Annotated in this window: 19 protein-coding genes and 1 other RNA gene; 3 read left to right on the top strand and 17 right to left on the bottom strand. The window is 60.2% G+C overall.

Annotation, left to right across the window (positions count from 1 at the left end; genetic code table 11):
- Positions 1-57: 57 nt before the first annotated feature.
- The 16 genes from ftsA to FIV03_RS14765 form a co-directional block, all read right to left on the bottom strand.
- On the bottom strand, positions 58-1,380 hold the full coding sequence (ftsA, locus tag FIV03_RS14840; RefSeq protein WP_023000498.1) for a cell division protein FtsA: 1,323 nt from the start codon (positions 1,378-1,380) through the stop codon (positions 58-60).
- On the bottom strand, positions 1,377-2,255 hold the full coding sequence (locus tag FIV03_RS14835) for a cell division protein FtsQ/DivIB (protein ID WP_023000497.1): 879 nt from the start codon (positions 2,253-2,255) through the stop codon (positions 1,377-1,379). Before FIV03_RS14835 ends, ftsA begins: the two co-directional genes overlap by 4 nt.
- A 23-nt stretch (positions 2,256-2,278) precedes the next feature.
- A complete protein-coding gene (locus tag FIV03_RS14830) occupies positions 2,279-3,205 on the bottom strand; it encodes a D-alanine--D-alanine ligase (RefSeq protein WP_023000496.1) in 927 nt (308 codons plus the stop codon).
- A complete protein-coding gene (gene murB, locus FIV03_RS14825; protein WP_152510089.1) occupies positions 3,205-4,176 on the bottom strand; it encodes a UDP-N-acetylmuramate dehydrogenase in 972 nt (323 codons plus the stop codon). Before murB ends, FIV03_RS14830 begins: the two co-directional genes overlap by 1 nt.
- Before the next feature lie 12 nt (positions 4,177-4,188).
- Positions 4,189-5,589 carry a UDP-N-acetylmuramate--L-alanine ligase gene (murC, locus tag FIV03_RS14820; protein ID WP_023000494.1) on the bottom strand — a complete coding sequence of 467 codons (1,401 nt, stop codon included), beginning with the start codon at positions 5,587-5,589 and terminating at the stop codon, positions 4,189-4,191.
- Entirely contained in the window at positions 5,586-6,692 is a 1,107-nt protein-coding gene (gene murG / locus FIV03_RS14815) for an undecaprenyldiphospho-muramoylpentapeptide beta-N-acetylglucosaminyltransferase (RefSeq protein ID WP_152510088.1), read from the bottom strand. Before murG ends, murC begins: the two co-directional genes overlap by 4 nt.
- A gap of 17 nt (positions 6,693-6,709) precedes the next feature.
- Complete coding sequence (gene ftsW / locus FIV03_RS14810) at positions 6,710-7,867, bottom strand: putative lipid II flippase FtsW (RefSeq protein WP_152510087.1); 1,158 nt, start codon at positions 7,865-7,867, stop codon at positions 6,710-6,712.
- Between the two features lies 1 nt (position 7,868).
- Positions 7,869-9,269 carry a UDP-N-acetylmuramoyl-L-alanine--D-glutamate ligase gene (murD, locus tag FIV03_RS14805; protein ID WP_152510086.1) on the bottom strand — a complete coding sequence of 467 codons (1,401 nt, stop codon included), beginning with the start codon at positions 9,267-9,269 and terminating at the stop codon, positions 7,869-7,871.
- A 4-nt stretch (positions 9,270-9,273) separates the two neighbouring features.
- Positions 9,274-10,359, bottom strand: coding sequence for a phospho-N-acetylmuramoyl-pentapeptide-transferase (mraY, locus tag FIV03_RS14800; RefSeq protein ID WP_023000490.1), 1,086 nt, complete (start codon positions 10,357-10,359; stop codon positions 9,274-9,276).
- A 10-nt stretch (positions 10,360-10,369) separates the two neighbouring features.
- On the bottom strand, positions 10,370-11,800 hold the full coding sequence (locus FIV03_RS14795; RefSeq protein WP_152510085.1) for a UDP-N-acetylmuramoylalanyl-D-glutamyl-2,6-diaminopimelate--D-alanyl-D-alanine ligase: 1,431 nt from the start codon (positions 11,798-11,800) through the stop codon (positions 10,370-10,372).
- The gene (locus FIV03_RS14790) at positions 11,797-13,266 is read right to left on the bottom strand and encodes a UDP-N-acetylmuramoyl-L-alanyl-D-glutamate--2,6-diaminopimelate ligase (protein WP_152510084.1); all 1,470 of its coding nucleotides are present in this window, start codon (positions 13,264-13,266) and stop codon (positions 11,797-11,799) included. Before FIV03_RS14790 ends, FIV03_RS14795 begins: the two co-directional genes overlap by 4 nt.
- Positions 13,267-13,367: 101 nt before the next feature.
- Positions 13,368-15,080 carry a penicillin-binding protein 2 gene (locus FIV03_RS14785; RefSeq protein ID WP_023014553.1) on the bottom strand — a complete coding sequence of 571 codons (1,713 nt, stop codon included), beginning with the start codon at positions 15,078-15,080 and terminating at the stop codon, positions 13,368-13,370.
- Between the two features lie 10 nt (positions 15,081-15,090).
- Positions 15,091-15,444 (bottom strand): hypothetical protein, encoded by a 354-nt coding sequence (locus FIV03_RS14780; RefSeq protein ID WP_023000486.1) that lies wholly within the window; start codon positions 15,442-15,444, stop codon positions 15,091-15,093.
- Between the two features lies 1 nt (position 15,445).
- Complete coding sequence (rsmH, locus tag FIV03_RS14775) at positions 15,446-16,486, bottom strand: 16S rRNA (cytosine(1402)-N(4))-methyltransferase RsmH (protein ID WP_152510083.1); 1,041 nt, start codon at positions 16,484-16,486, stop codon at positions 15,446-15,448.
- Complete coding sequence (locus FIV03_RS14770; RefSeq protein ID WP_023000484.1) at positions 16,483-16,950, bottom strand: cell division protein MraZ; 468 nt, start codon at positions 16,948-16,950, stop codon at positions 16,483-16,485. Before FIV03_RS14770 ends, rsmH begins: the two co-directional genes overlap by 4 nt.
- 414 nt (positions 16,951-17,364) lie before the next feature.
- A complete protein-coding gene (locus FIV03_RS14765; protein WP_209009666.1) occupies positions 17,365-18,417 on the bottom strand; it encodes an AraC family transcriptional regulator in 1,053 nt (350 codons plus the stop codon).
- Between the two features lie 125 nt (positions 18,418-18,542).
- Here FIV03_RS14765 and FIV03_RS14760 point away from each other — a divergent pair, with 125 nt between their 5' ends.
- Complete coding sequence (locus tag FIV03_RS14760) at positions 18,543-18,989, top strand: cupin domain-containing protein (protein ID WP_031269111.1); 447 nt, start codon at positions 18,543-18,545, stop codon at positions 18,987-18,989.
- A 94-nt stretch (positions 18,990-19,083) separates the two neighbouring features.
- Positions 19,084-20,571: an NAD(P)/FAD-dependent oxidoreductase gene (locus FIV03_RS14755; RefSeq protein WP_152510082.1), complete on the top strand. Its 1,488-nt coding sequence runs from the start codon at positions 19,084-19,086 to the stop codon at positions 20,569-20,571.
- 13 nt (positions 20,572-20,584) lie between these two features.
- Here the strand turns inward: FIV03_RS14755 and rnpB are convergent.
- An RNA gene (rnpB, locus tag FIV03_RS14750) (RNase P RNA component class A) lies at positions 20,585-21,007 on the bottom strand.
- Between the two features lie 416 nt (positions 21,008-21,423).
- Between rnpB and FIV03_RS14745 the strand changes: the two genes are divergently transcribed.
- Positions 21,424-22,026: a hypothetical protein gene (locus FIV03_RS14745; protein WP_208993488.1), complete on the top strand. Its 603-nt coding sequence runs from the start codon at positions 21,424-21,426 to the stop codon at positions 22,024-22,026.
- The last annotated feature ends 1 nt before the right edge of the window (position 22,027 follow it).

Below are 22,027 nucleotides of genomic sequence, written 5' to 3'. Positions count from 1 at the left end.
TCCTCTGCCATTTCTGGCAGCTCAACTTCCTGGATGTCGTCTTCTTGGCTCATGTCGTCAGAAGCTTTCCCTGATCCATTGGCCCACGCGGGCCAGGTAACCAGATTGCCCGCCCCACCCTGATCTCCGGTTCTTGTGTTCGAACTGTTCGATCTGAGCGACCTGCGGATAAATCAAGAGACCGACAGCGGCGGCAAAAGCCGGACCTTTGGCAGCCTCGGGAAGACCGGCGACGCCTAGAGGCCGGCCAAGACGGACGTTGCGCCCCAGGATGTGACGCGCAACTTCTCCAAGACCCGTGAGCTGACTTGCGCCCCCGGTCAGAACGATCTGCTTACCGACACGCCCGGCAAAGCCGGACGCCGTAAGCCGATCCCTCACGAGTTCAAGGATTTCTTCCACGCGCGGCCGGATAACCCGGGTCAACGCCGAGCGTGGGATCTGGTTCGGCAGGTCGCTGTCGCTTTCCAGCGGCGGTACCGTGAGCATGTCACGATCGTCCGAGCTGGACGCCAGCGGCGAGCCGTAAAGGGTTTTCAAACGCTCCGCATCCTGCAGACGGGTTGCAAAAGCGCGGGCGATATCGGTGGTGACGTGATTGCCGCCAACGGCAATCGCATCCAGGTGCACCATGTGGCCATCGACGAAGACCGACAGTGTCGTCGTGCCGCCGCCCATGTCGATGCAGGCAACACCAAGTTCGGCTTCGTCATCGACGATTGTGGACAGGCCACTGGCAAACGGCGTCGCTACCATGGTTTCCACATGAAGGTGACCGCGGTTGATGCACAGTTCCAGATTGCGCACAGGCGGAACTTCCGCCGTCACCACCTGCATGTCGACGCCCAGCTTGTGGCCCATCATGCCACGCGGATCGCGGATGCCGCGGCTGCCGTCCAGCGAATAGGAGATCGGCAAGGCGTGTGTGACGGCCCGGCCATCGGTCACCGAGTGGCTGGAACCGGCGGAAAGCACCCGCTGGATATCGGCTTCAGACACGCTATCGCCTGCCAGCGGAACGTTGGCGCTGTAGATCTCGCTCTGCAGGCGTCCGCAGCTGATGTTGGCGATCAGCGACTCGACCGTCACGCCGGCCATGCGCTCGGCACTGTCGACTGCCAGACGGATGGCCTGTTCGGCAGCATCCATGTCGACAACGACGCCGGACTTGATCCCGCGCGAGCGCTGATAACCGTACCCCAGCACTTCCACCTTGTGGGAGCGACTGGAGAGAATTGCCTTTTCTTCCTGCGGCACCAGTTTGGCGATCAGGCAGCAGACCTTCGTGGAGCCCACGTCCAGAACCGACATGATGACGGCACGACGGCTCGGCAGCGGCCGCATCTTCGGCAGGTAGAGGTTGTTGTCGGAGCGGCTCATGTGTCACGCTCCTTTTTGCCTGAGCGGCCCTTGCCGCCCGTCATGACCTTGCGCTGTTCGGCAGCCTCGTCGGAGAGGCGCACGGTCACGCGGTCTGCCAGACGCATGTCGATGGCAACGATATCCCGGGACAGAAGCCCGCTTTCTTCATCCATTTTCACCAGATCTGCCAAGGCGGCGTCGATGTTGTCTTGGGGCAAGCGGATAGAAATCCCATTCTCAAGCTGCAGGTCCCAGCGGCGATCGCTGATCAGGAACGCCGCGCGCACGCGCGGACGCAGGCCCGGGACCTTCTCCAGCGCGGTGTTGATCTCGGATGCCCTGCGCTGAGCACCGTGGTTCACGACAAGCAGCAGATTGGCATAACGCCCATCCACCTCGTCGGTGATCACGTCACCTGATTCGTTTACGATCGAGACCATGTCGCCGCGCTGCCACAGCGCATAGGGCACCCGTTCCTCGATGTTGATCTGCAGCGTGCTCGGATAGAGCTTCATCACCGAAGCGCTCTTCACCCAGGCCATCTCGTTAAGACGCTCGCGAGCGCTATTGGCGTCGAACAGGGCGAGCGAGGAACCCTCGTGAATTTCCAGTGCTTCCAGGATCTGGAACTCGTTGATTTCACGCTGGCCGGACAGCTTGACGGCCTCGATGCCGAAACCAGCAGCGGACAGGAGACTGTCGGCAACAAGCCGGCCGTGCCCCCCTATGACTATTCCATAACCAATTGTTAAGGTTAAGAAAGTCAGTGCAGCAGCAGATCCGGACCAGCGTGGCAGATCTGCCAGGCGCCCGGCCGAACGCCACACCGGCTGGCGGTGCAAACGCGGCACACCGCGCCCGCGCGGAGCCAGTTCGGCCTCCAGCGGGGTCATCGTGTCCCGGTAATGTTTGCGCCTTATCGACAGCAACTCGCGTCCTCAACCATCCAGCTGACCAGGTCCTTGAAACTCATCCCCTTGTGGGCCGCCATTTCGGGCACAAGAGAAGTCGGCGTCATGCCTGGCTGCGTGTTCACTTCTAGGCAAATCAGTTCTCCGGATCCGTCTTCCTTCTCATCGAATCGGAAGTCCGCGCGGGAAACACCGCGGCAACCCAGAGCCTGATGCGCCTTAACTGCTAGTGTCTCTATGGTTTGGTAAACAATCGGTGAAATTTTTGCAGGAAGAATGTGTTTTGAACCGCCTTGTGCATATTTTGCGTCGTAATCGTAGAAGCCGTGACCTAACGGCACTATGTCGATGACGCCCAGGGCCGTATCGTCCATGACGGCACAGGTCAGCTCCCGCCCGCTGATGAACTTTTCGCACATCAGCACGTCAGGGTAAGGCCAGTCCTCCCGACCCAGTTCCTGTGGCGGAAACTCTTGATCTTCCTTGACAATCAGCACTCCGAAGCTCGATCCCTCGTTGATGGGTTTCAGCACATATGGCGGCTTCATCGGATGCTCGCGGGTGATCTCCCTGCGGTTGACAACAAGGTGTTCCGTGACCGGAATTCCGGCTGCATTCATCACCGCTTTTGCCTTCACCTTGTTCATTGCAAGGCTCGAGGCGAGCACACCGGAATGTGTGTACGGGATGTTAAGAACTTCTAATATTCCCTGAACGCAGCCATCCTCACCGAAGGGACCGTGAAGAGCGTTAAAGACCACATCGGGCTTCAAATCTTTGAGAACAGCGGAAATATTGCGGTCAACATCGACCCTGGTGACCCGGTAGCCGGCTTCTTCCAGCGCATCGGCGCAGCCCTTGCCGCTGGCGAGGCTTACAGGACGCTCGTTAACCCAGCCCCCCATCAAAACAGCGACATGTTTGCTTGCCATCAGGCAGCCTCCCCTTCCTTGCCCAGAAATGGCTCGATAGCCCCCTGTGCACCGAATTCACCCAGGCGCTTGATCTCCCACTCCAGGCGGATGCCGCTGTGCGCCAGCACGCGTGAGCGCACTGTTTCCCCCAGCAGTTCGAGATCGTGACCGGTGGCCGTTCCGGTATTGATCATGAAGTTGCAATGCATTTCGGACATTTGCGCTCCACCGACGGTCAGGCCACGGCAGCCTGCAGCGTCGACCTCTTTCCATGCCGACGTTCCGGGCGGGTTCTTGAAGGTGGATCCGCCGGTCTTTTCACGGATCGGCTGCGCCCGCTCGCGGTGGGCGACAACGTCGGCCATTTCCTGCCGGATCGAGGCTTCGTCCTGCGGCACGCCTTCAAAGACGGCGGAGGTAAAGATCAGGTCTTTTGAAGCCTCCGAGTGGCGATAGGCATAGCCCATGTCCTCATTCGTCAGAACGTGGCGGTTACCGTCCCGGTCAACCGCGGTCAGCTCCACCATGCGCTCGCGGGTTTCCGTGCCGTGAGCGCCCGCATTCATGCGCAGCGCACCGCCCAGACCGCCAGGAATACCTGTGTAAAACGCAAAACCGCCGAGACCGGCCCTGGCCGCAGCTTCCGCCAGACGCTTGTCCGGCACGGCTGCCCCTGCCTTCAACCTGTTGCCGCCGACTTCCTCAATTGAACCGAAGCCCTTTGCACTCAGTCGGATGACAACACCCTTCAGGCCGCCGTCACGGATCAGCAGGTTGGAACCAAGCCCGACCGGCAGCACCGGAACATCTTTCGGCAGCTTTTTCAGGAAGGCAGCAAGGTCGTCTTCATCCGCCGGCTGGAACATCAACTGTGCGGGACCACCAGTGCGGAACCACGTGACCGCAGACAGCGGCTGGTTGGCCGTCAGCTTGCCGCCGATACCTTCGGCAAGCTCCGGATACTGCTCCAGCAGATCGGGAAACGCCATGTGACGTCCTCCTTAAAGCTCTTCCAGCTGTTTCGGCAGCGCGTATGCCCACTGGGTGATGTTGCCGGCCCCGAGGCAAACCACGAAGTCGCCCGGCTCGGCCAGTTCCTTGACAAGCGCCGGCAGCTCTTCCGGGCCCTCGATCGCTCGAACGTTCCTGTGACCGCGGGTCTTCATGCCCGAGACGAGATCGGTATGTGCCGCTCCCTCGATGGGCTGCTCCCCCGCGGCGTAGACAGGAGCGATAATCACCGCGTCCGCATCGTTGAAGCAGTTGGAGAAATCATCGAACAGGCTGTGCAGGCGCGAATAGCGATGCGGCTGCATCACCGCGATTACCTTGCCTTTTGTCGACTCGCGCGCCGCGTGGAGCACGGCCTTGATTTCAACAGGGTGGTGGCCGTAATCGTCGAATATCTGAACGCCGCCCACCGTGCCAGTGTGCGTGAAGCGTCGCTTGACGCCGCCAAAGGCGGCAATGCCTTTTCTGAGGTCGTCCGCCTCGACACCCAGCTGCGAGGCAACCGCGATTGCCGCGGTAGCATTCGAAACATTGTGAAGGCCCGGCATCGGCAGCGTCAGGTCGTTCAGTTCGATCACCTGCCCGCTGCGGCGGTCACGAAGGGTGACGGAGAAGATCGACTTGCCACCATCCATCGACACATCGGTGTAGCGAACGTCGGCCTGCGGATTGGCGCCATAGGTGACGACACGCCGGTCCTCGATGGTCCCGATCATCGTCTGGACTTCGGGATGGTCGAGACACATGACGGCAAAGCCGTAGAAGGGCACATTTTCAACGAACTGCCGGAAGGCAGCGCGTACGCCGGCGAAGTCGCCGTAGTGATCCAGATGCTCCGGATCGATGTTTGTGACGATGGCAACATCAGCCGGCAGCTTGACGAAGGTGCCGTCGCTCTCGTCTGCCTCGACAACCATCCAGTCACCCTCGCCCATGCGGGCATTGGTGCCATAGGCATTGATGATACCGCCGTTGATCACCGTCGGATCCAGACCGCCGGCATCGAGAAGGGCTGCTACCATCGACGTGGTCGTGGTCTTGCCGTGTGTGCCGCCAACGGCGATGGCCTGCTTGAAGCGCATCAACTCGGCCAGCATTTCCGCCCGCCGCACCACCGGAATCAGCTTTTCACGGGCTGCGACCAGTTCCGGGTTGTCCTTCTTGATGGCGGAAGACACGACCAGCACCTCGGCATCGCCCAGGTTTTCTGCGGCATGGCCAATGGAAACCTTGATGCCGTTGTCACGCAGGCGCTGAACATTGGCGTTTTCCGCCATGTCCGAACCTTGCACCGTGTAGCCGAGGGTCTTCAGCACTTCGGCAATCCCGCTCATGCCGATACCGCCGATGCCGACAAAATGAACCGGTCCGATGTCCTGCGGCATCTTCATGGCCGTTCTCCTTGTTTTGCTGCGACCTTCTCGACGAGGTCGGCAAGTCTTTTCACCGCGTCAGGCCTGGCGACGCTGCGCGCCTTTTGCGCTGCTTCGCCCAGCATTTCGGGTGCATTCATGAATCGGGTGATTTCCTGGGCCAGCCGCTCCGGATAAAGGTCGACCTGACGGATCGGCCAGGCCCCACCTGCCTTTTCAAGCACCTTGGCATTGGCAGCCTGGTCCTGATCGATGGCTCCGGGCAACGGTACCAGAATGGAAGGGCGGCCAAGCACACTGAGCTCGCTGACCGACGACGCACCGGACCGGCAGATCACCAGATGCGCCTCTGCAATTCGTTGCGGCATGTCCTGGAAGAACGGTGCGCATTCGGCCTGAACGCCCAGACTGTCGTAAACCGCCTGTACCCGCCCCATGTCCTCCGGACGGCACTGCTGCACGATGCGCAAACGGGCGCAGACGTCGGCGGGCAGTTTTTCAAGTGCCGGCGGCAACAGATCGGAAAAGAAGCGCGCACCCTGGGATCCGCCGAAGACCAGCAGGTTGAACGTTCCCCCGGCGAGCGGTGCCGAGTAGGGCAACTCCGCAGCCGCGAGTACGGCGTCCCGAACAGGGTTGCCCGTTTCAGTGAGCTTGGCCTTAAAATCCGCCGGCAGATCTTCGATCGGAACGCTTGTGGCAATGGCGGTCACGCCCTTCGCCAACAGGCGGTTGGCCCGCCCCATGACGCCGTTTGCTTCGTGCAGGATTGAGGGCGTGCCCGTGAGCCGGGCAGCATACATAGGGGGAAACGTCGGATAACCACCAAACCCGGCCACGACATCCGGCTTCAAGGCCTTGATCACCTTGCGTGCCTGCAGCGTTCCAAGAAACAGTTTCACTGCAGTCTTCGCCAGCAGGAAGGGATTGCGCCCCCGGATGGTCTCCGAGGCGATGATGTGAACCTTGCGAGCGGGAAAGGCGCTGCCGTATTTGTCGGCCCGTTCGTCGGTTGCAAGTTCCACGGTCCAGCCGCGCCGGATCAACTCGCTGGCCAGCGCCTGTGCGGGGAAGAGGTGGCCGCCCGTTCCGCCGGCCGTCAGTAAAACAGTTTTGCTCATGAGTGCGGCTTGGGGCCTTACATCAGGGAAGAGGGTGAAAGCCGGCTCACCGTGACGACATCACCGCGCGACGGCTGCGGCCGCCTGCGCGTGAGCGCCAGAATGGCACCAGCGGTCATGGCGGACGACAAGAGCGACGACCCGCCGTAAGAAACGAAAGGCAGGGTCATGCCCTTGGACGGAATGAGGTGAAGGTTCACCGCGAGATTGATCGTGGCCTGCAGGCCGAACAGCACGGTCAGTCCTGCTGTGGCAAGACGACTGAAGGCATCCTGATCACGGCTGGCGTGACGCAGGCCTCTCAAGACGATGAATGCAAAGACGGAAACGAGCAGCAGACAGGCGATCACGCCGAACTCCTCGCCGACAACAGCGAAGATGAAGTCGGTGTGGCTGTCAGGCAGGATCCGCTTGACGGTGCCCTCCCCCGGACCACGGCCCAGCCACCCACCGGCAAGAAAGGAATCCTTGGCCGTATCGATCTGGAAGGTGTCACCGGAGCTCGGGTCCAGGAACCGGTCCACGCGGGTGGTCACGTGCGGCAGGAAGGCATAGGCGGCAAACAGGCCGACGATCCCGATGACGCCAAGCGCCATGATGATGAGCCAGGAAATGCCGTTCAGGAAGAACAACCCTGCCCAGACCAGGCCGAGCAGCATGGTTTGACCGAAGTCCGGCTGGGCGATCAGGAGAGCCGCGCAAACCGCAAAGAGCACGAAGGCGAAGAGCACTCCAGGCACCTCGCGCCGGCGACCGCTTTCCGACAAAAGGAATGCAATCAGGATCACGAAGGCAGGCTTCAGGAATTCGGACGGCTGTATCGACAGCCCGGCAATATAGATCCAGCGCCGCGCACCCTTGGCCTCAAACCCCAGGAACAGGGTGGCGACCATCATCACCAGCGACACGATGAACAGGATGAGCGCCGCCCGCCGGACCATGCGCGGCGTCATCAGCGAGCCGGCAAGCATGATCGTCAGGGCCGGGATCAGGAACATGGCCTGTCGCTTGACGAAATAGAAGGTTTCAACGCCGATGCGTTCGGCAACCGGTGGACTGGCTGCGAACGAAAGGACCACACCGCCAACCATCAGCAGGCTGAAGGCGGCAAGCAGATAGTGATCCACTGTCCAGAGCCATTCCGCAAAGCGGCTGCGATCGGCGCGCGAAACCATATCAGGCGACCTCCTGGGTATTGCCGGAATTGGGCAAGGCACGCACCGCATCTACAAAAGCAGCGCCCCGCAGTTCAAAATTCGGGAATTGGTCGAAGCTCGCACAGGCGGGCGACAAAAGTATGGCGATTTCCCCCGCATCGTCCTCCGCCGCCTCGGCAGCGGCGTCCTGCACGGCCTGGGTCAGCGTTCCGCTGATCTTGAAGGGCACGCGGCCATCCAGCGTCTTGGCAAAATCCTGCGCCGCCTCTCCGATCAGGAAGGTCTTGGCGATCTTCGGGAAATATTCGTCCAGCGAGGAAATACCGCCCGCCTTGGCCCGGCCACCCGCGATCCAGTAGATCCGGTCGAAACTTGCCAATGCTCTGGCCGCAGCGTCCGCGTTGGTCGCCTTGGAATCGTTGATGTAAAGAACCCGGCCTTTCTTCTCCACCACTTCCATACGGTGATGAAGTCCAGGGAAGGTCTTGAGGGCTTCTGCGATCTGCGCTGCCGGAATTTCCAGCGCACGTAGAGCCGCGAAGGCAGCCGCCGCATTCTGTCCGTTGTGGTCGCCGCGGAGACTGTCGATCCCGCCAAGCAGCGCCACTTCGATCTGGCTGCCGTCATGCGCCTCGATCAATCGCCCGTGGCGAGCGTAAATACCGTTGGTGAGTTCCTTTTCACCAGCGATCCGGCACACGGGCTTGCGTGCAAGTTCAAGTCTGTCGGCGATTGCTGAGGACAACCGGTCGTCAACTCCCACAACCGCGACCTTGGCACCGGCGACAAGTCGCTCCTTGATAGCGGCGTAGTTTTCCATGGACCCGTGACGATCGAGATGATCCGGCGACAGGTTCATGTGAATGCCGACCGTTGCATCCAGGGTCGGCGCCAGATCGATCTGGTAGGAAGAGCACTCCACCACATAGTGCCGACCGGGTTGCGGAGGATCCAGCTCCAGAACCGGCGTCCCGATGTTGCCGCCGAGTTGCACGTCCCGGCCGAGGGCCTTCAGGAGATGCGCGATCAGGGCGGTGGTCGTCGACTTGCCATTGGTACCGGTAATCGCAATCAGCGGCGCGGACGGACATAGTTTGCGCCGCTCACGGCAGAAAAGCTCGACATCGCCGACAATCTCGACGCCGGCATCACGCGCCAGATCTACCGACCAGTGCGGCACCGGATGGGTCAGTGGTACACCGGGAGCAAGAACCAGTGCGGCAACGTCCGACCAGTCGAGGTCCCGAAGATCTTGCGTTGCAAGCCCCTCGCCAGCAGCTTGTGCGACCCGGGCTTCGTTATCGTCGAAACAGACCACATCCGCACCACCCGCCTTCAGCGCGCGCGCCGTTGCAAGCCCGGACCCGCCGAGCCCGAACAGGGCAACCTTTCTGCCGTCGAATGTGGTGACCGGGATCATGCGCCTACCTCAGCTTCAAGGTTGCGAGGCCGAGCAGGGCAAGCACGACGGAAATGATCCAGAAGCGGATCACCACCTGGCTTTCGGTCCAGCCCATGATCTCGAAATGATGGTGGATCGGCGCCATGCGGAAGACCCGCTTGCCGGTCAGCTTGAAGGAAAACACCTGCACGATGACCGACACGGCTTCGAGCACGAAGAGGCCTCCAATGATGGCCAGAACAATCTCGTGCTTGGTGGCAACCGCGATTGCGCCGATCATGCCGCCGAGAGCAAGTGATCCGGTGTCTCCCATGAAGATGGCGGCCGGGGGAGCGTTGAACCACAGGAAGCCGAGGCCCGCGCCAATCACGGCACCGCAGATGACGGCAAGTTCACCAGTGCCGGCAACGTGGTGGATCTGGAGATAGCTGGCAAACACCGCGTTACCGGAAAGATAGGCAATCAGGCCGAAGGAAGCGCAGGCGATCATCACCGGTACGATTGCAAGGCCATCGAGACCGTCGGTCAGGTTGACCGCATTCCCCGCGCCAACCATCACGAAGGCTGCGAAGGGAATGAAGAAAAGACCGAGATTGAGCGTCAGATCCTTGATGAAGGGAAAAGTGATCGCTTCCGAGTATTCGGACACATCCAGAAGGGTAACCGCGAAGGCCGCGCCGCCGGCGATCAGGAATTCCAGGCCCAACCGGGCCTTGCCGCCAAATCCCTTGTGCGAGGACTTGGTGACCTTCAGATAGTCATCATAAAAACCGATACCGCCGAACCCGAGGGTAACGCCGATGACCACCCAGACGTAAGGGTTGGAAAGATCCGACCAAAGCAATGCCGCGACCAGGGCTCCTGACAGGATCATCAGCCCCCCCATCGTGGGCGTGCCTTTCTTGGTCAGGAGATGACTTTCAGGTCCGTCGGCGCGGATCGGCTGCCCGTGCCCTTGCCGGATCCGGAGACTGGCGATGATTTTCGGTCCGAACAGGAAAACGAAAAACAGCGCGGTCATGATCGCGCCACCGGTTCGGAAAGTGATGTAACGGAACACGTTCAGCGCTGAAATCTGATCCGCGAATTGCCCCAAGAAATAAAACATCCAATGCCCCTTACGCCGCTGCGGTGTCGTCCGCTGGCGGATATTCTTTTTTCAAGGCCTCGACAAGCGGGCCCATCCGGGTCCCGAGCGATCCCTTGATCATAACAACATCACCGGAACGCACGTCGCCCAAAAGCACGTCTTCCAGATCTTTTGCTTCTTCGCAGTAGTGTCCGCGCAGGTCATGCGGCAGCAGCTTCCAGAGCGCATGCATGTGCGGGCCCGCGCAATAGACCGCGTCGATATCGGCGTCGGTAATCGGCTGGAGCAGCTCCGCGTGCAAACGGTCGGCATCGGTCCCCAGTTCGCGCATGTCTCCAATGACGGCAATGCGGCGACCCGGCCTTGTGACAGGCGCCTCGCCCAGCACGGCAAGTGCAGCCTTCATCGAGGCGGGATTGGCGTTGTAGCTCTCGTCGATAAGGTTGAACTCGCCCTTCTGCATGGGCAGACGGGTCACCTCGCCGCGCCCCTTGGGTGCGCGCATGGAATCGAGTGCCAGTCCCGCTTTTGCAAGATCCGCCCCCAGATCCACGACCGCGGTCAGGACTGCCAGGCTGTTCTTGACGTGGTGTTTGCCCGACGCCCCGATCTTGTACGTGATTTCCTGGCCTAGAACGCTGGCGTCGACACTCGATCCGGCCGGATAGGAGACTGCCTTCTGGAGATGGCTGTCCGCCGAAGGGTCTTCGCCAAAGGTTTGGATTTTGGAAACGCCGGCAGCAGCCGCCAGAAACTTCAGCAGGTCGAATTGCAGATTGTCCTTGTTCAGGATCGCAATTCCACCAGGCTCCAGTCCGTCGAAAATTTCGGCCTTTGCCTTGGCTATCTGCTCGACGCTGTCGAAGAATTCCAGGTGTACCGGCTGAACGGTGGTGATGATCACCACGTGCGGGCGCACCATCTTTACCAGCGGCGAGATTTCGCCCGCATGGTTCATGCCGATCTCGAAGACACCGAAATCCGTGTCGGCGGGCATGCGTGCCAATGTCAGCGGTACGCCCCAATGGTTGTTGAAGGAGGCAACCGAGGCATGAACCTTGCCGGATTCTGCCAGGGTCAGGCGCAGCGCTTCCTTCGTGCCGGTCTTGCCGACAGAACCGGTGACCGCGACAATTCGGGCATTGCTGCGGGCCCGCGCTGCAACACCGAGCTTGCGCATGGCTTCAAGCGGATCGTCCACAACCACGTAGCGGCCATCTTCGGGCAGGTCGGACAAGCGATCCTCGCCAACCATCGCAACCGATGCGCCGGCTTCCAGTGCTGCGGCAACATAATCGTGCCCGTCCAGACGGTCACCGGTGATCGCGACGAATGCATCACCCGGCTCCAGCGTCCGGCTGTCTATGGATATACCGGTGATTTCAGCGCCAGCATCACCCTGAAGGCGGCCACCGGCAGCTTCAACAAAGGCATCAAGGGTCCAAAGCGGGTCGCTCATGTGTTTCCTTCAAGACTGATGGCGCGCTTTACGGCTTCGTGATCGGAAAAGGGAATCACTGTGTCGCCAACAATCTGGCCCGTTTCGTGACCTTTTCCGGCCACACACAGGATATCGCCATCCTTTAGGCGGCGAACTCCCTCTGCGATCGCTTCATACCGGTCGCCAATCTCCATTGCATCGGGTGCGCCACCCAACACAGCCTTGCGAATGGTCGCCGGATCTTCCGAGCGCGGGTTGTCATCCGTGACGATAACCAGATCGGCCCTGCGAGCCGCGACTTCCCCCATCAGCTCGCGTTTTCCGGGGTCCCTGTCGCCACCGGCGCCAATAATCACGGACAGCTTGCCACGGGCAAACGGCTTCAAGGCCGCAAGGGCGTTATCAAGCGCGTCCGGCTTGTGGGCGTAATCGACAAAAACCAGCCCGCCTGCTGGCGTCTTGCCGGCAAGTTCAAGACGGCCTGGAGCCCCCTTCAGGTTTTCAAGGGCCCGCAAGGCAGTTCCCGTGTCGATGCCAGCGGCAATCGCGAGACCGGCAGCAATGAGTGCGTTGGAAACCTGGAAGCGACCGATCAGCGGCAGCGTCACCTTGTATTCGCCGCGCGCACTCTGGATCGTCAGTTCCTGCCCTGCCCCCATCGGCTTCAGGCCGGTCAGGGTGAGGTTGCGGCCGGTTTCTCCGACCGTGAAGAACGGCAGCCCTCGCTCCTGCGCGACTGCCATGACCCGGTCAGCATATTTCTCACCCGGATCGCAGACCACTGTGCCGCCTGACGGAAGCAACTCCTTGAACAGGCGAAGCTTTGCATTCAGGTAGTGCTCGATCGTCGGATGATAGTCCATGTGATCGCGGCCAAGGTTGGTGAAGGCGGCTGCCGTCAGCCGCACACCGTCCAGCCGGTACTGATCGAGACCGTGCGAAGAGGCTTCAAGCGCAGCATGATTGACGCCTTCTTCTTCCAGCTCTGCCAACTGCTTGTGCAAGGCAACCGGGTCCGGCGTTGTCAGGCCGCCGTAGCTTTCTCCATCCGGCTTGATAACGCCCAGTGTACCAAGACTTGCCGCTGGGTGACCGGCGGCCTGGAAGATCTGGCGGGCGAAATGAGCAACGGATGTCTTGCCAGCAGTTCCGGTGACGGCAACGATTGTGTCGGGTTGAGCGCCGTAGAAACGGGCTGCCATTCTTGCGAAAACCTGACGAGGCTCTGCAGCACTGACAACGGCAACCGTCTCCGGCACCTGTGCACGCACTGCATCTGCAGCCTCTTCAGCACACAAAATGGCAATTGCCCCGGCCGCTGCTGCGTCCGGGGCGAATTTTGTCCCGTCGACGGAAGCCCCCTTGAAGGCGGCGAACAAGAAGCCCGGCTGAACTTTGCGGCTATCAGCCGTCAGCCCCGTAATTTTCCGAGCCCCTGCCGCTTCGGGCAAGGTCAGCCCGGCAGCTAAATACTCAAGATCCATTTCACCCGATCATCCGGTTTGTGCGTCGTCTTTAATGAGCTTTTTCGGAAAACCGGATTTCGGCTGCGACCCCGCCGGTTTTCCAGGCTCAACTCGTCTCCTTAATAGGAAATCTCGATTGGTTCATCCCCTTTGCTGAACCGCGGCATCACACCAAGCATGGGAGCCGAGCGGCGAACGATTGCGCCAACCATCGGCGCGGCGTTCAGACCGGCCGTCGCACCAATGCCGTCGCGTTCCGGTTTCGGCTCGTCGATAACGACCAGAACCACGTAGCGCGGGTCGTCCATCGGGAAGGCCGACAGGAACGAGTTGCGGCGCTTGTTGTTGACATATCGTCCGTTCTCGATCTTCTCCGCGGTGCCCGTCTTGCCACCGACCGTATACCCCGGGACATCGGCCCGGCGGCCCGAACCGGAGAGCACGTTCAGCCTGAAGAGATAGCGCATCATGCGGCTCGTCTCCGGAGAAACGACTTGTTTGCCAAGCTTTTGCACGTCTTCGGGGCTTCTCGGCAGGAAGGTTGGCGGAAGCAGGACGCCACCATTCACCAGCGCTGCGGCGGCAACGGCGGTCTGCATCGGCGTTACCGAGATACCGTGCCCGAACGAGATGGTCATCGCCGCCAGTTCGTTCCATTTCGGCGGCAGCAGCGGCGCCGCATTTTCCGGCAACTCGGTCTGCAGACGATCAGTCAGATGCAGGCGCTTCAGGAAGTCCTGCTGGCGCGCAATACCGGTCGCCAGCATCATTTTTGCGGTGCCGATGTTGGATGAATAGATGAAGATTTCAGGCACCGACAGGATGCGGTGTTTCCCGTGGAAATCCGAAATCGTACGGCCGCCTGCCCTGATCGGACGGGTTGCATCGAAGCTGTCATTGATCGAAACAGCCCCCGAATCCAGTGCCATTGCGGTGGTGAAGGTCTTGAAGACCGACCCCATTTCAAAGACACCACCGGTTGCCCGGTTCAAGCGGTCCTTTTCCAGGGCCTGGGCCCGGTCGTTCGGATCGTAGTCCGGCAGGGAGGACATGGCGACCACTTCGCCGGTCTTCACATCCAGAACGATACCGGCCGCGGCGATCGCCTTGTAGCGTTCCATCGCCTTCACGAGCTCATCGCGAACGACATGCTGGACGCGCAGGTCGACGGACAGCTTCACCGGCTCCATCGTACGGTCCGACGTGAAGCCAAGCGACTGTAGGTCCCTCAGCCAGGAGTCATCGATGTATTTTTCGATGCCGGCGAGGCCCTGATTGTCGACGTTGACGGAACCAACGATATGGCCCGCGGTCGGCCCACCCGGATAGAAACGCTGATTTTCCGAAAGGAAGCCGATACCCGGCAGGCCGAGATTGTGAACTCTTTCGGCCTGCTGCGGTGTCATTTCACGCTTCAGCCAGACGAAGCCGGCGCCGCTTTCCAGACGGCGACGCACGAGACCCTCGTTCAGATCCGGCACGATGCGGATCAACCCCTCGACTGCCTCGTCCACATCCATGATGCGGCGCGGCTCAGCGTAAAGCGATGCCGTCTTGATGTCGGTAGCAAGGATCTCGCCGTTCCTGTCGATCAGGTCCGGACGGGAGGCGGCAACGGAATCCTGCGCCGAAATCCAGGCATGGGACGGCGCCTCTTCCATTTGCGCCAGCATTACCAGCCGGCCCGCGATCGCAACATAGACGCAGGCAAAGGCAAGCATGGCCACATAGACACGGGATTTGACCGCGCTGGCGGAGACGGAGTCCCTTGTCGCCCGCGGATGAGCCCGTCTTACCTGAAGGAAGCTGGCCGGTTCGCTAACCATCGTCATGACCGCGCCCTCACTGGATCACAGCAGACGAGCCGGCATAGCCGCCCATCTGACTGCCACCGATTGGCTCCAGCATCACAGGACGCGCCGGAAGATCTTCCGTCGTCACGATCTGCTTCACATCAAGCGGTTCAAGAAGAAGATAATCGTTATAGCGTTCGACAAGGGACTGCAGCCGGTCCGGCTTGTTGAGAAGGCTCCACTCCGCCTTCAGATGACGGATGGAGTCGCGCTCCTCGTCGATCTGCCGTTTCAGATCGGCCACCTTCTCCGCAGACTTCGTCGCTGCGAGCTTCATGTCATAGACCGTCGCCGCGCCGATCACGACCGCCAGTATGAACACGATGTTCAGCGTTCGAACCATATTAGCCCCCTAGCCCATGGAAGGCTGCGAGACGTGGGACACCCGCCTGATGGATGTCCAGCTCTCGCGCCTCAGCTTCGGTCCGCCGCCCGGCCCGAAGCTTCGCGGATCTTGCCCGCGGATTGATGTCCGTTTCAGCGTCGGCAGCTTCCACCGCCTTGCGCGTCAACAATTCGAATGTCGCCGGAGGCACGTCTTCCTCCGGCATATGTCGTGATCCGCCACCGCGGGTCCGGGTCCGATCCTGGAAGAACCGCTTGACGATACGATCTTCGAGGGAATGGAAACTCACCAGCACAAGGCGTCCGCCCGGCTTCAGGATCCGCTCGGCCGCGCCCAGCGCTTCAGCCGCCTGATGCAACTCGCCGTTCACGTAGATCCGCAGCGCCTGGAAGGTTCGCGTTGCCGGATGGATCTGCGCCTTCTTGGGCGACCGGCCAAGCACCTTTTCGATCAGGTTCGCCAGCTCCAGGGTCCGGGTGAATGGCTTTTCCTTGCGGGCCCTGTCGATGGCGTGCGCAACTGTCGTCGCCCGCTTTTCCTCGCCCAACAGACCGATGACGCGGATCAGATCCTTCACTGGCAGCTCATTGACGACATCCGCAGCCGATGGCCCGGCCTGCTCCATACGCATGTCCAAGGGTCCATCGCGCAGGAATGAAAAGCCGCGATCAGCCTCATCAAGCTGCATGGAAGAAACGCCAAGATCGAGAACAACTCCGTCGACACCATCGAAACCGCAACCGCGGGCATGCGTTTCAAGACCCGCAAATTGACCCGGCACGAGCATCAGCCGGCCTTCGGAAGCCTCCACAAGCTCCTGCCCGCCGGCAATCGCGTCAGGATCCCGGTCGATACCGATCACATGGGCACCACGCTCCAGAATTGCGCGGGAATAACCGCCGGCACCGAAGGTACCGTCGACAATCACCTCGCCGGGCTGCGGCGCAAGCCACTCCAGAACCTCTTTCAGGAGAACCGGCACATGGCGCTCGGGTCCGCCAGCGTCAGGAGCAACGTCTCTGTCGCCGAGCGCCATCATACCGGCTCTCCCTGAGAGGATGCGGAGCTTTGCCCCGACAGCATCGCGAGCGCACGCCGTTGGGCCTCTGCGCGGTACTCGCGAAACTTTTCAGGTTCCCAGATCTGGAACTTGTAATTCATGCCGACGAAGGTGACCTGGTCGGTAATTCCGGTGTGTTCGCGGATCATGTCGGAAATGGTCATGCGGCCGTCCCCATCGATCCTCGGGTTTTCACTGGCACCGAACAGGGCGATCGCCAGTGCATCATGATCGGGAGAGAGCTTTGCAAAGGCTTCCGAGCGCTTGTTGATTTCAGCAAGCAGATCGTTTCCGCCCGCGTCGACAGCCGCGCAGTGTGAAGAAGCAATGCAATAAAGGCCTTCAAATCCATCTCTCGCCAATACCGTACGGAAGGGCGCCGGGATCGACACGCGACCCTTGGCATCCAGCCGGTTGGTAAAGTGAGAAACAAAGCCGGCCATTCATCCCCTCGAAACGGGTCCCCACCCGTTCAAATCCCAAGTTCACCCGTAAATGAGAGGAAGGCCGGCAACTTGCCCGGACACGCAATTTGCAAAAACGGCACTTTCAGAACCGTTAAATCGATGTCCATGACCCTACTGAGATGGGCCCGCGCTCCCCATTCTGGGTATTTATGGGATACCATGGGAAATCATGGGCGGTCAATGGAATCTCATGGATTCCGGCTCGATTTGATCGCACACGACCCCGTCGAATGACCTTAAGCCAAACATGCTTAATGAAGCCTTGACACAATTGGAGAATCGGATTCGCAGGAATACGGAGGTTTTCCGCACCGAAGCCCGGAAAACCGGCAATTTCTGCCTATCTGGAAAGACTTGTGGAGAAAGAAAACCGCCTTTGTGGCGAGTGTCTCAACCGAACCTGAGCGCCCGCCCCGTGGCCCCTGGTGTCTCGCCGAACCGCTCTCGGTAGGCAACCGAGAACCGGCCCAGGTGCCGGTGGCCGGACCGGTAGGCCACCTCTGCCACGGGCAGGCTGCGCCCCTCCGACAACAACAGGTGCCGTGCGTAACTCAGCCGGACGTCCTGTAGGTACTGAAGCGGCGTACAGCCGTATTCCTGCCGGAACTGCAATTGAAGGTTCCGGGGCGAGGTTCCTGCGTGGGTACTGATATCCAGAAGACTGATGTCGTCGGCAAAACGCTCGCCGATCAGGCTGACCGCACGCTTCAGGATGGCCGGTGACCTGCCGGTCTCCCGCCTTTCCAGCAGCGGCGACGCGGTGTTCGGCTGAAATTCCAGCAGCGCTCCGACAAGGGCTTCTTCCAGGTGGCGTTGTTCCGGGCTCCCTTCCCCCTGAAAAACCCGACGCTCTTCGACTGCGCCAAGAACACCGCGCAAGCGACGGCGCCAGGCAGCGCCAGCGCGAGACAGAAGATTGAATTCGGGTTCAAAGCGAACCTGACCGACACTCACACCGGCCATTCTGCTTGCAACTTCCTGCAGGAAACCGGTCTCGATCTGAAGAAGGATCTGCTGGCAGCCGGCATGCCAGCGCATGGCTGTGTGCCGGTCCGGATTGAGAATGGAGGCAACCCTCGGCGTGGACACCATGGAACGGCAACCATTGCGGACCTCAGCCGTGCCGGCAATCGGCAGCTGGATAAGGTAGAACTCGGCAAGTTCTCCCGGCTCGATCGCCACATCAGCGCCATACCGCAGGTAGTTGAGAGAAAGATGCTGCCCACGCACCCGGTTCTGGCAGGCATCAAACCTGTCGGATGCCGAAAAACGGCCCAGGCGATGATTGCAGAAGTGACGGGCAACGATTTCCCTGGCTTCGTCCACATCCGTGGTTTCGAAGCATTTGAAGCGATCGAGCGGTGTTTTGCTTTTTGCCTGAGACAACATTGTGGAAGCATGCCGCTGCTGCGAGGCCCGTTCAAGCGCCACCTTGTGTGCCATGCGTCATTTTACTGCATCCGGCCAAGTAATTTCGCTTTCTGGATAAAGAAATCCATCGAGCCGCGCTTAGCCTTTCTCCTGTCGAAAGACCTAAGCGCACCAAATGAGCGATGAGGGGAACAATCATGCAAGATGGCGCAGGCATTACCGCAGCTAACGCGGGACTGGACAATATCAGCTGGAATGTGGTCGGGCACACCTATACGCCGAAACTCCTGAGCGGCAATGCCTTCATCTGGCATGCGCTCATTCCGGCAGAGACCTTTGTCCCGCCTCACATACATCCGACCCAGGACGAATGGATCGTGATGCTGGAAGGAGAGCTGGAAGTCGAAATGGGTGGTCAGACCCACAAGGCAAAGGCGGGCGACACGATCCGCATGCCGATGGGGGAAGCCCACGGCATCTTCAACAGGTCCGGCAAGACGGCCACCTGTGTCTTCGGCGTTGCGCCGTCCCGTAAACTCTTCGAACTCTTCGGCGCGCTCGACGGCGTGACAGATCCGGCTGAACTGGTCCGGCTTTCCGCCTTGCACGAGGTCGACTTTCTGCCGCCTCCCGATCAGGCCTGAGCCGACACGGCCAGATCCAGCTTTTGACGTGACGGGGTGGATTGCCGGCAGATACCACACTGCCGGCCACCCCTGAGGCGAAAGGACATCGAGAATGACGAAACGCAAGACTGTCGCCGTAATCGGCGGCGGCGTGAGCGGGCTTGCGGCTGCAAAAGCCTTCGACGAACGCGGACACAGGGTGATGGGCTTCGAGCGAAGCCACGATTTCGGTGGTGTCTGGGAACTTTCGCGGTCCTACCCGGACGTGCAGACCCAGTCGCCCAAGGACCTTTACCGCTTCACCGACCTGCCCATGCCGGACGACTATCCTGAATGGCCAAAAGGGCCTCAGGTACATGCCTATTTGCATGCCTATGCGACAAAACACCAACTCGGCCGCCTGTTCCGGCTGAACACCAATGTCCTGTCCATGGATCGCCGCAAGGATGGCAATCCGGGCTGGACACTGACACTTGAGGCGGCCGGAAGAACCTGGTTCGAAGATTTCGACTTCGTCGCCATCTGCACCGGTCAGTTTTCGGACAAGAACGTCATTTCCCACCCTGGGCAAGAAGCCTTCGAGGCCGCCGGTGGCCAGGTGCTGCACAGCTCGGACTATACCGACAGCAGCATGGCGCAGGGCAAACATGTGATCGTTCTCGGCGGCTCCAAATCCGCGACCGACCTGGTGGTCAATGCCGCCAGAAACGGTACGAAATCGGTGACGCTGGTTTACCGGGAACCGGTCTGGCGCGTGCCCTATTTTGTCGGTGGCATCAATTTCAAACGCCTGCTCTACATGCGCGCCCAGGAACAGCAGTTCAACGGCTGGGGCCGGACCGGCCTTGCAAAAGCGGTCTCTGCTGTCTTCAAGCCGTTGATCTGGGCAAATTTCAGAGGGCTGGAAACCCTGCTCAAGTTTCAGCTCAAGTTGAAGAAATGGGACATGGTTCCGGATATCCCGATCGAAAAAGACGCCTCCTGTTCGCTGCCGATCGTGACACCGGGGCTTTTCGAAGGTTTTGAAGCGGGCAGCATCCGCCCGGTTCGGGGAACCTTCGAGCGCTATGAGAATGGCAATGTCATCCTATCCACGGGAGAAGCACTGCCCTGTGATCTGGCTGTGCTGGCCGTCGGCTGGAAACTCGGCATTCCCTACCTGGCGAAGGAATACCGGGACAAACTGATAGAGGCCGACGGGCAATACAGGGTCTACCGTCTGTCTGTGAACCCGGACCTGCCCGACATGGGCTTTGTCGGCTTCAACTCCAGTTTTTGCACCGTGCTGTCGGCGGAAATGATTGCCAACTGGCTGGTTCGCTATGCCGACGGGCAACTGGCCCATCAACCGACGGATAGGGAAATGCGCAGCAACATCGACCAGATGCTCCACTGGCGGCGGCGGGAACGGCCGGCTGCCCAGGTCTATGGCGGCCTTTGCTCTGCCCCTTTTCACTTCCGGCACTTCGACGAACTGCTGGCGGATATGGGGGCTGCCAAGCGAAAACGCGCGAACCCGTTGGCGGAGCAGTTCTCCTACCCGAACGCAGAAGCTTACGGAACATTTCTTGGCAGCACGCCGCAATATGCAGCGGGCTGAACAGGGAAGGTTAAGAGCCAGCCGGCCTGTAAGCCGGGTTCTGTATGGCCCGGCCAGATACGAGACCTGACGCGGACGTGACAGCCATTCATCTGTGACGTCTGTTGCCAGACGCCTATCGCAACCAACCCGGACAACTGGCCTGGAAACCGGCCTGAACCGGATCGCTCCGGTTCGCGCTGTCCCTATTCGGTTTTGCTCCCGGTGGGGTTTACCATGCCGCCGCTGTTGCCAGTTGCGCGGTGGGCTCTTACCCCACCCTTTCACCCTTACCCCGGGTAAATCTCTCGATCTGTCCGGGGCGGTTTGCTTTCTGTGGCACTTTCCCTAAGGTCGCCCTCGCCGGGCGTTACCCGGCACCGTGTTTCCATGGAGCCCGGACTTTCCTCCCCCGCGGCCTTTCGGCACTTGCGGCAGCGGCTGTCCGACCGACTGGCGCATGGGACTTAGGAGGCTTTGCGGACGAGGTCAAGCGACAGTCGATACCGTGCTGCGCGAATTCCCGGGATAGCGTCCCGGTCCTGTGTCATTCCGCCAACCTGCCGTCCACCGGCGGCTGCGACTTTGCACCCCTCCTCACCCGTTCGCACGCTTCACAATCCTCACACAAGCTAGCTCTTGCAGGGCTAGAGGCTGGCAAAACTGTCAAGGTGCCATCGGGCCAGGCAGCCAAAAGCCTGCGGCACCCCGGAACGACACAAGAGGAAAGCATTTCTAATCATTGTAAAAAATACCAATATAAATTTTTACCAGACCCTCGAAAGATAAAAACTTTTTCCCGTCATTGCCCAAATATTAAGCAATGAGAAACCCATGTGACGGAAGGTAATGGGAACAAACATGGAGCTAAAAATGCGTCAACTGTGCGTCTTCCTGCCTGCGATCATGCTGGCAACTGCAGCCCAGGCTGCAGAAACACCGCCCGATGCGAAAGCGTTGATCCAACCTGAGATTGTGGAAGCCGTTGCCGAATGGCTTTCCAACCCGATCGTGGCCTTGTCGATCAACGCACAAAACAATTTGCGCGGGTCACTTTCACAGGCAGACATCGACGCACTGGACACCCAATGGCGACAGGAACGCGAGGCAGCGGACAAACCCCTGATTTCCGCGACCTTGTCCGCCCCCTTGTCGATCTACCTCCTGCGAGTTCAGGCAGGCTCCCTCGGCCTCTATCCAGAAATCTTCGTTATGGACGCGAACGGTCTGAACGTCGGGCAAAGTGCGATCACAAGCGATTACTGGCAAGGAGACGAGGCCAAGTTCCAGAAAACCTTCCCGAACGGCCCTGAAACCGTTTTCATCGACGAACCGGAATGGGATGACGGCAGCAAGATCTGGCGCGCCCAGCTCAACATGACGATCACCGACCCCGAAACCAAGAAAGCCATCGGGGCCGCCACAGTCGAATTCAACCTGACCGAACTGATGCGTCGTCAAGGTACGGGATCTTAAG

The sequence above is a fragment of the Labrenzia sp. THAF187b genome (genome assembly GCF_009363375.1).
Classification (GTDB): Bacteria; Pseudomonadota; Alphaproteobacteria; order Rhizobiales; family Stappiaceae; genus Roseibium; species Roseibium algicola.
This window is presented reverse-complemented; position numbering and strand designations above follow the sequence as displayed.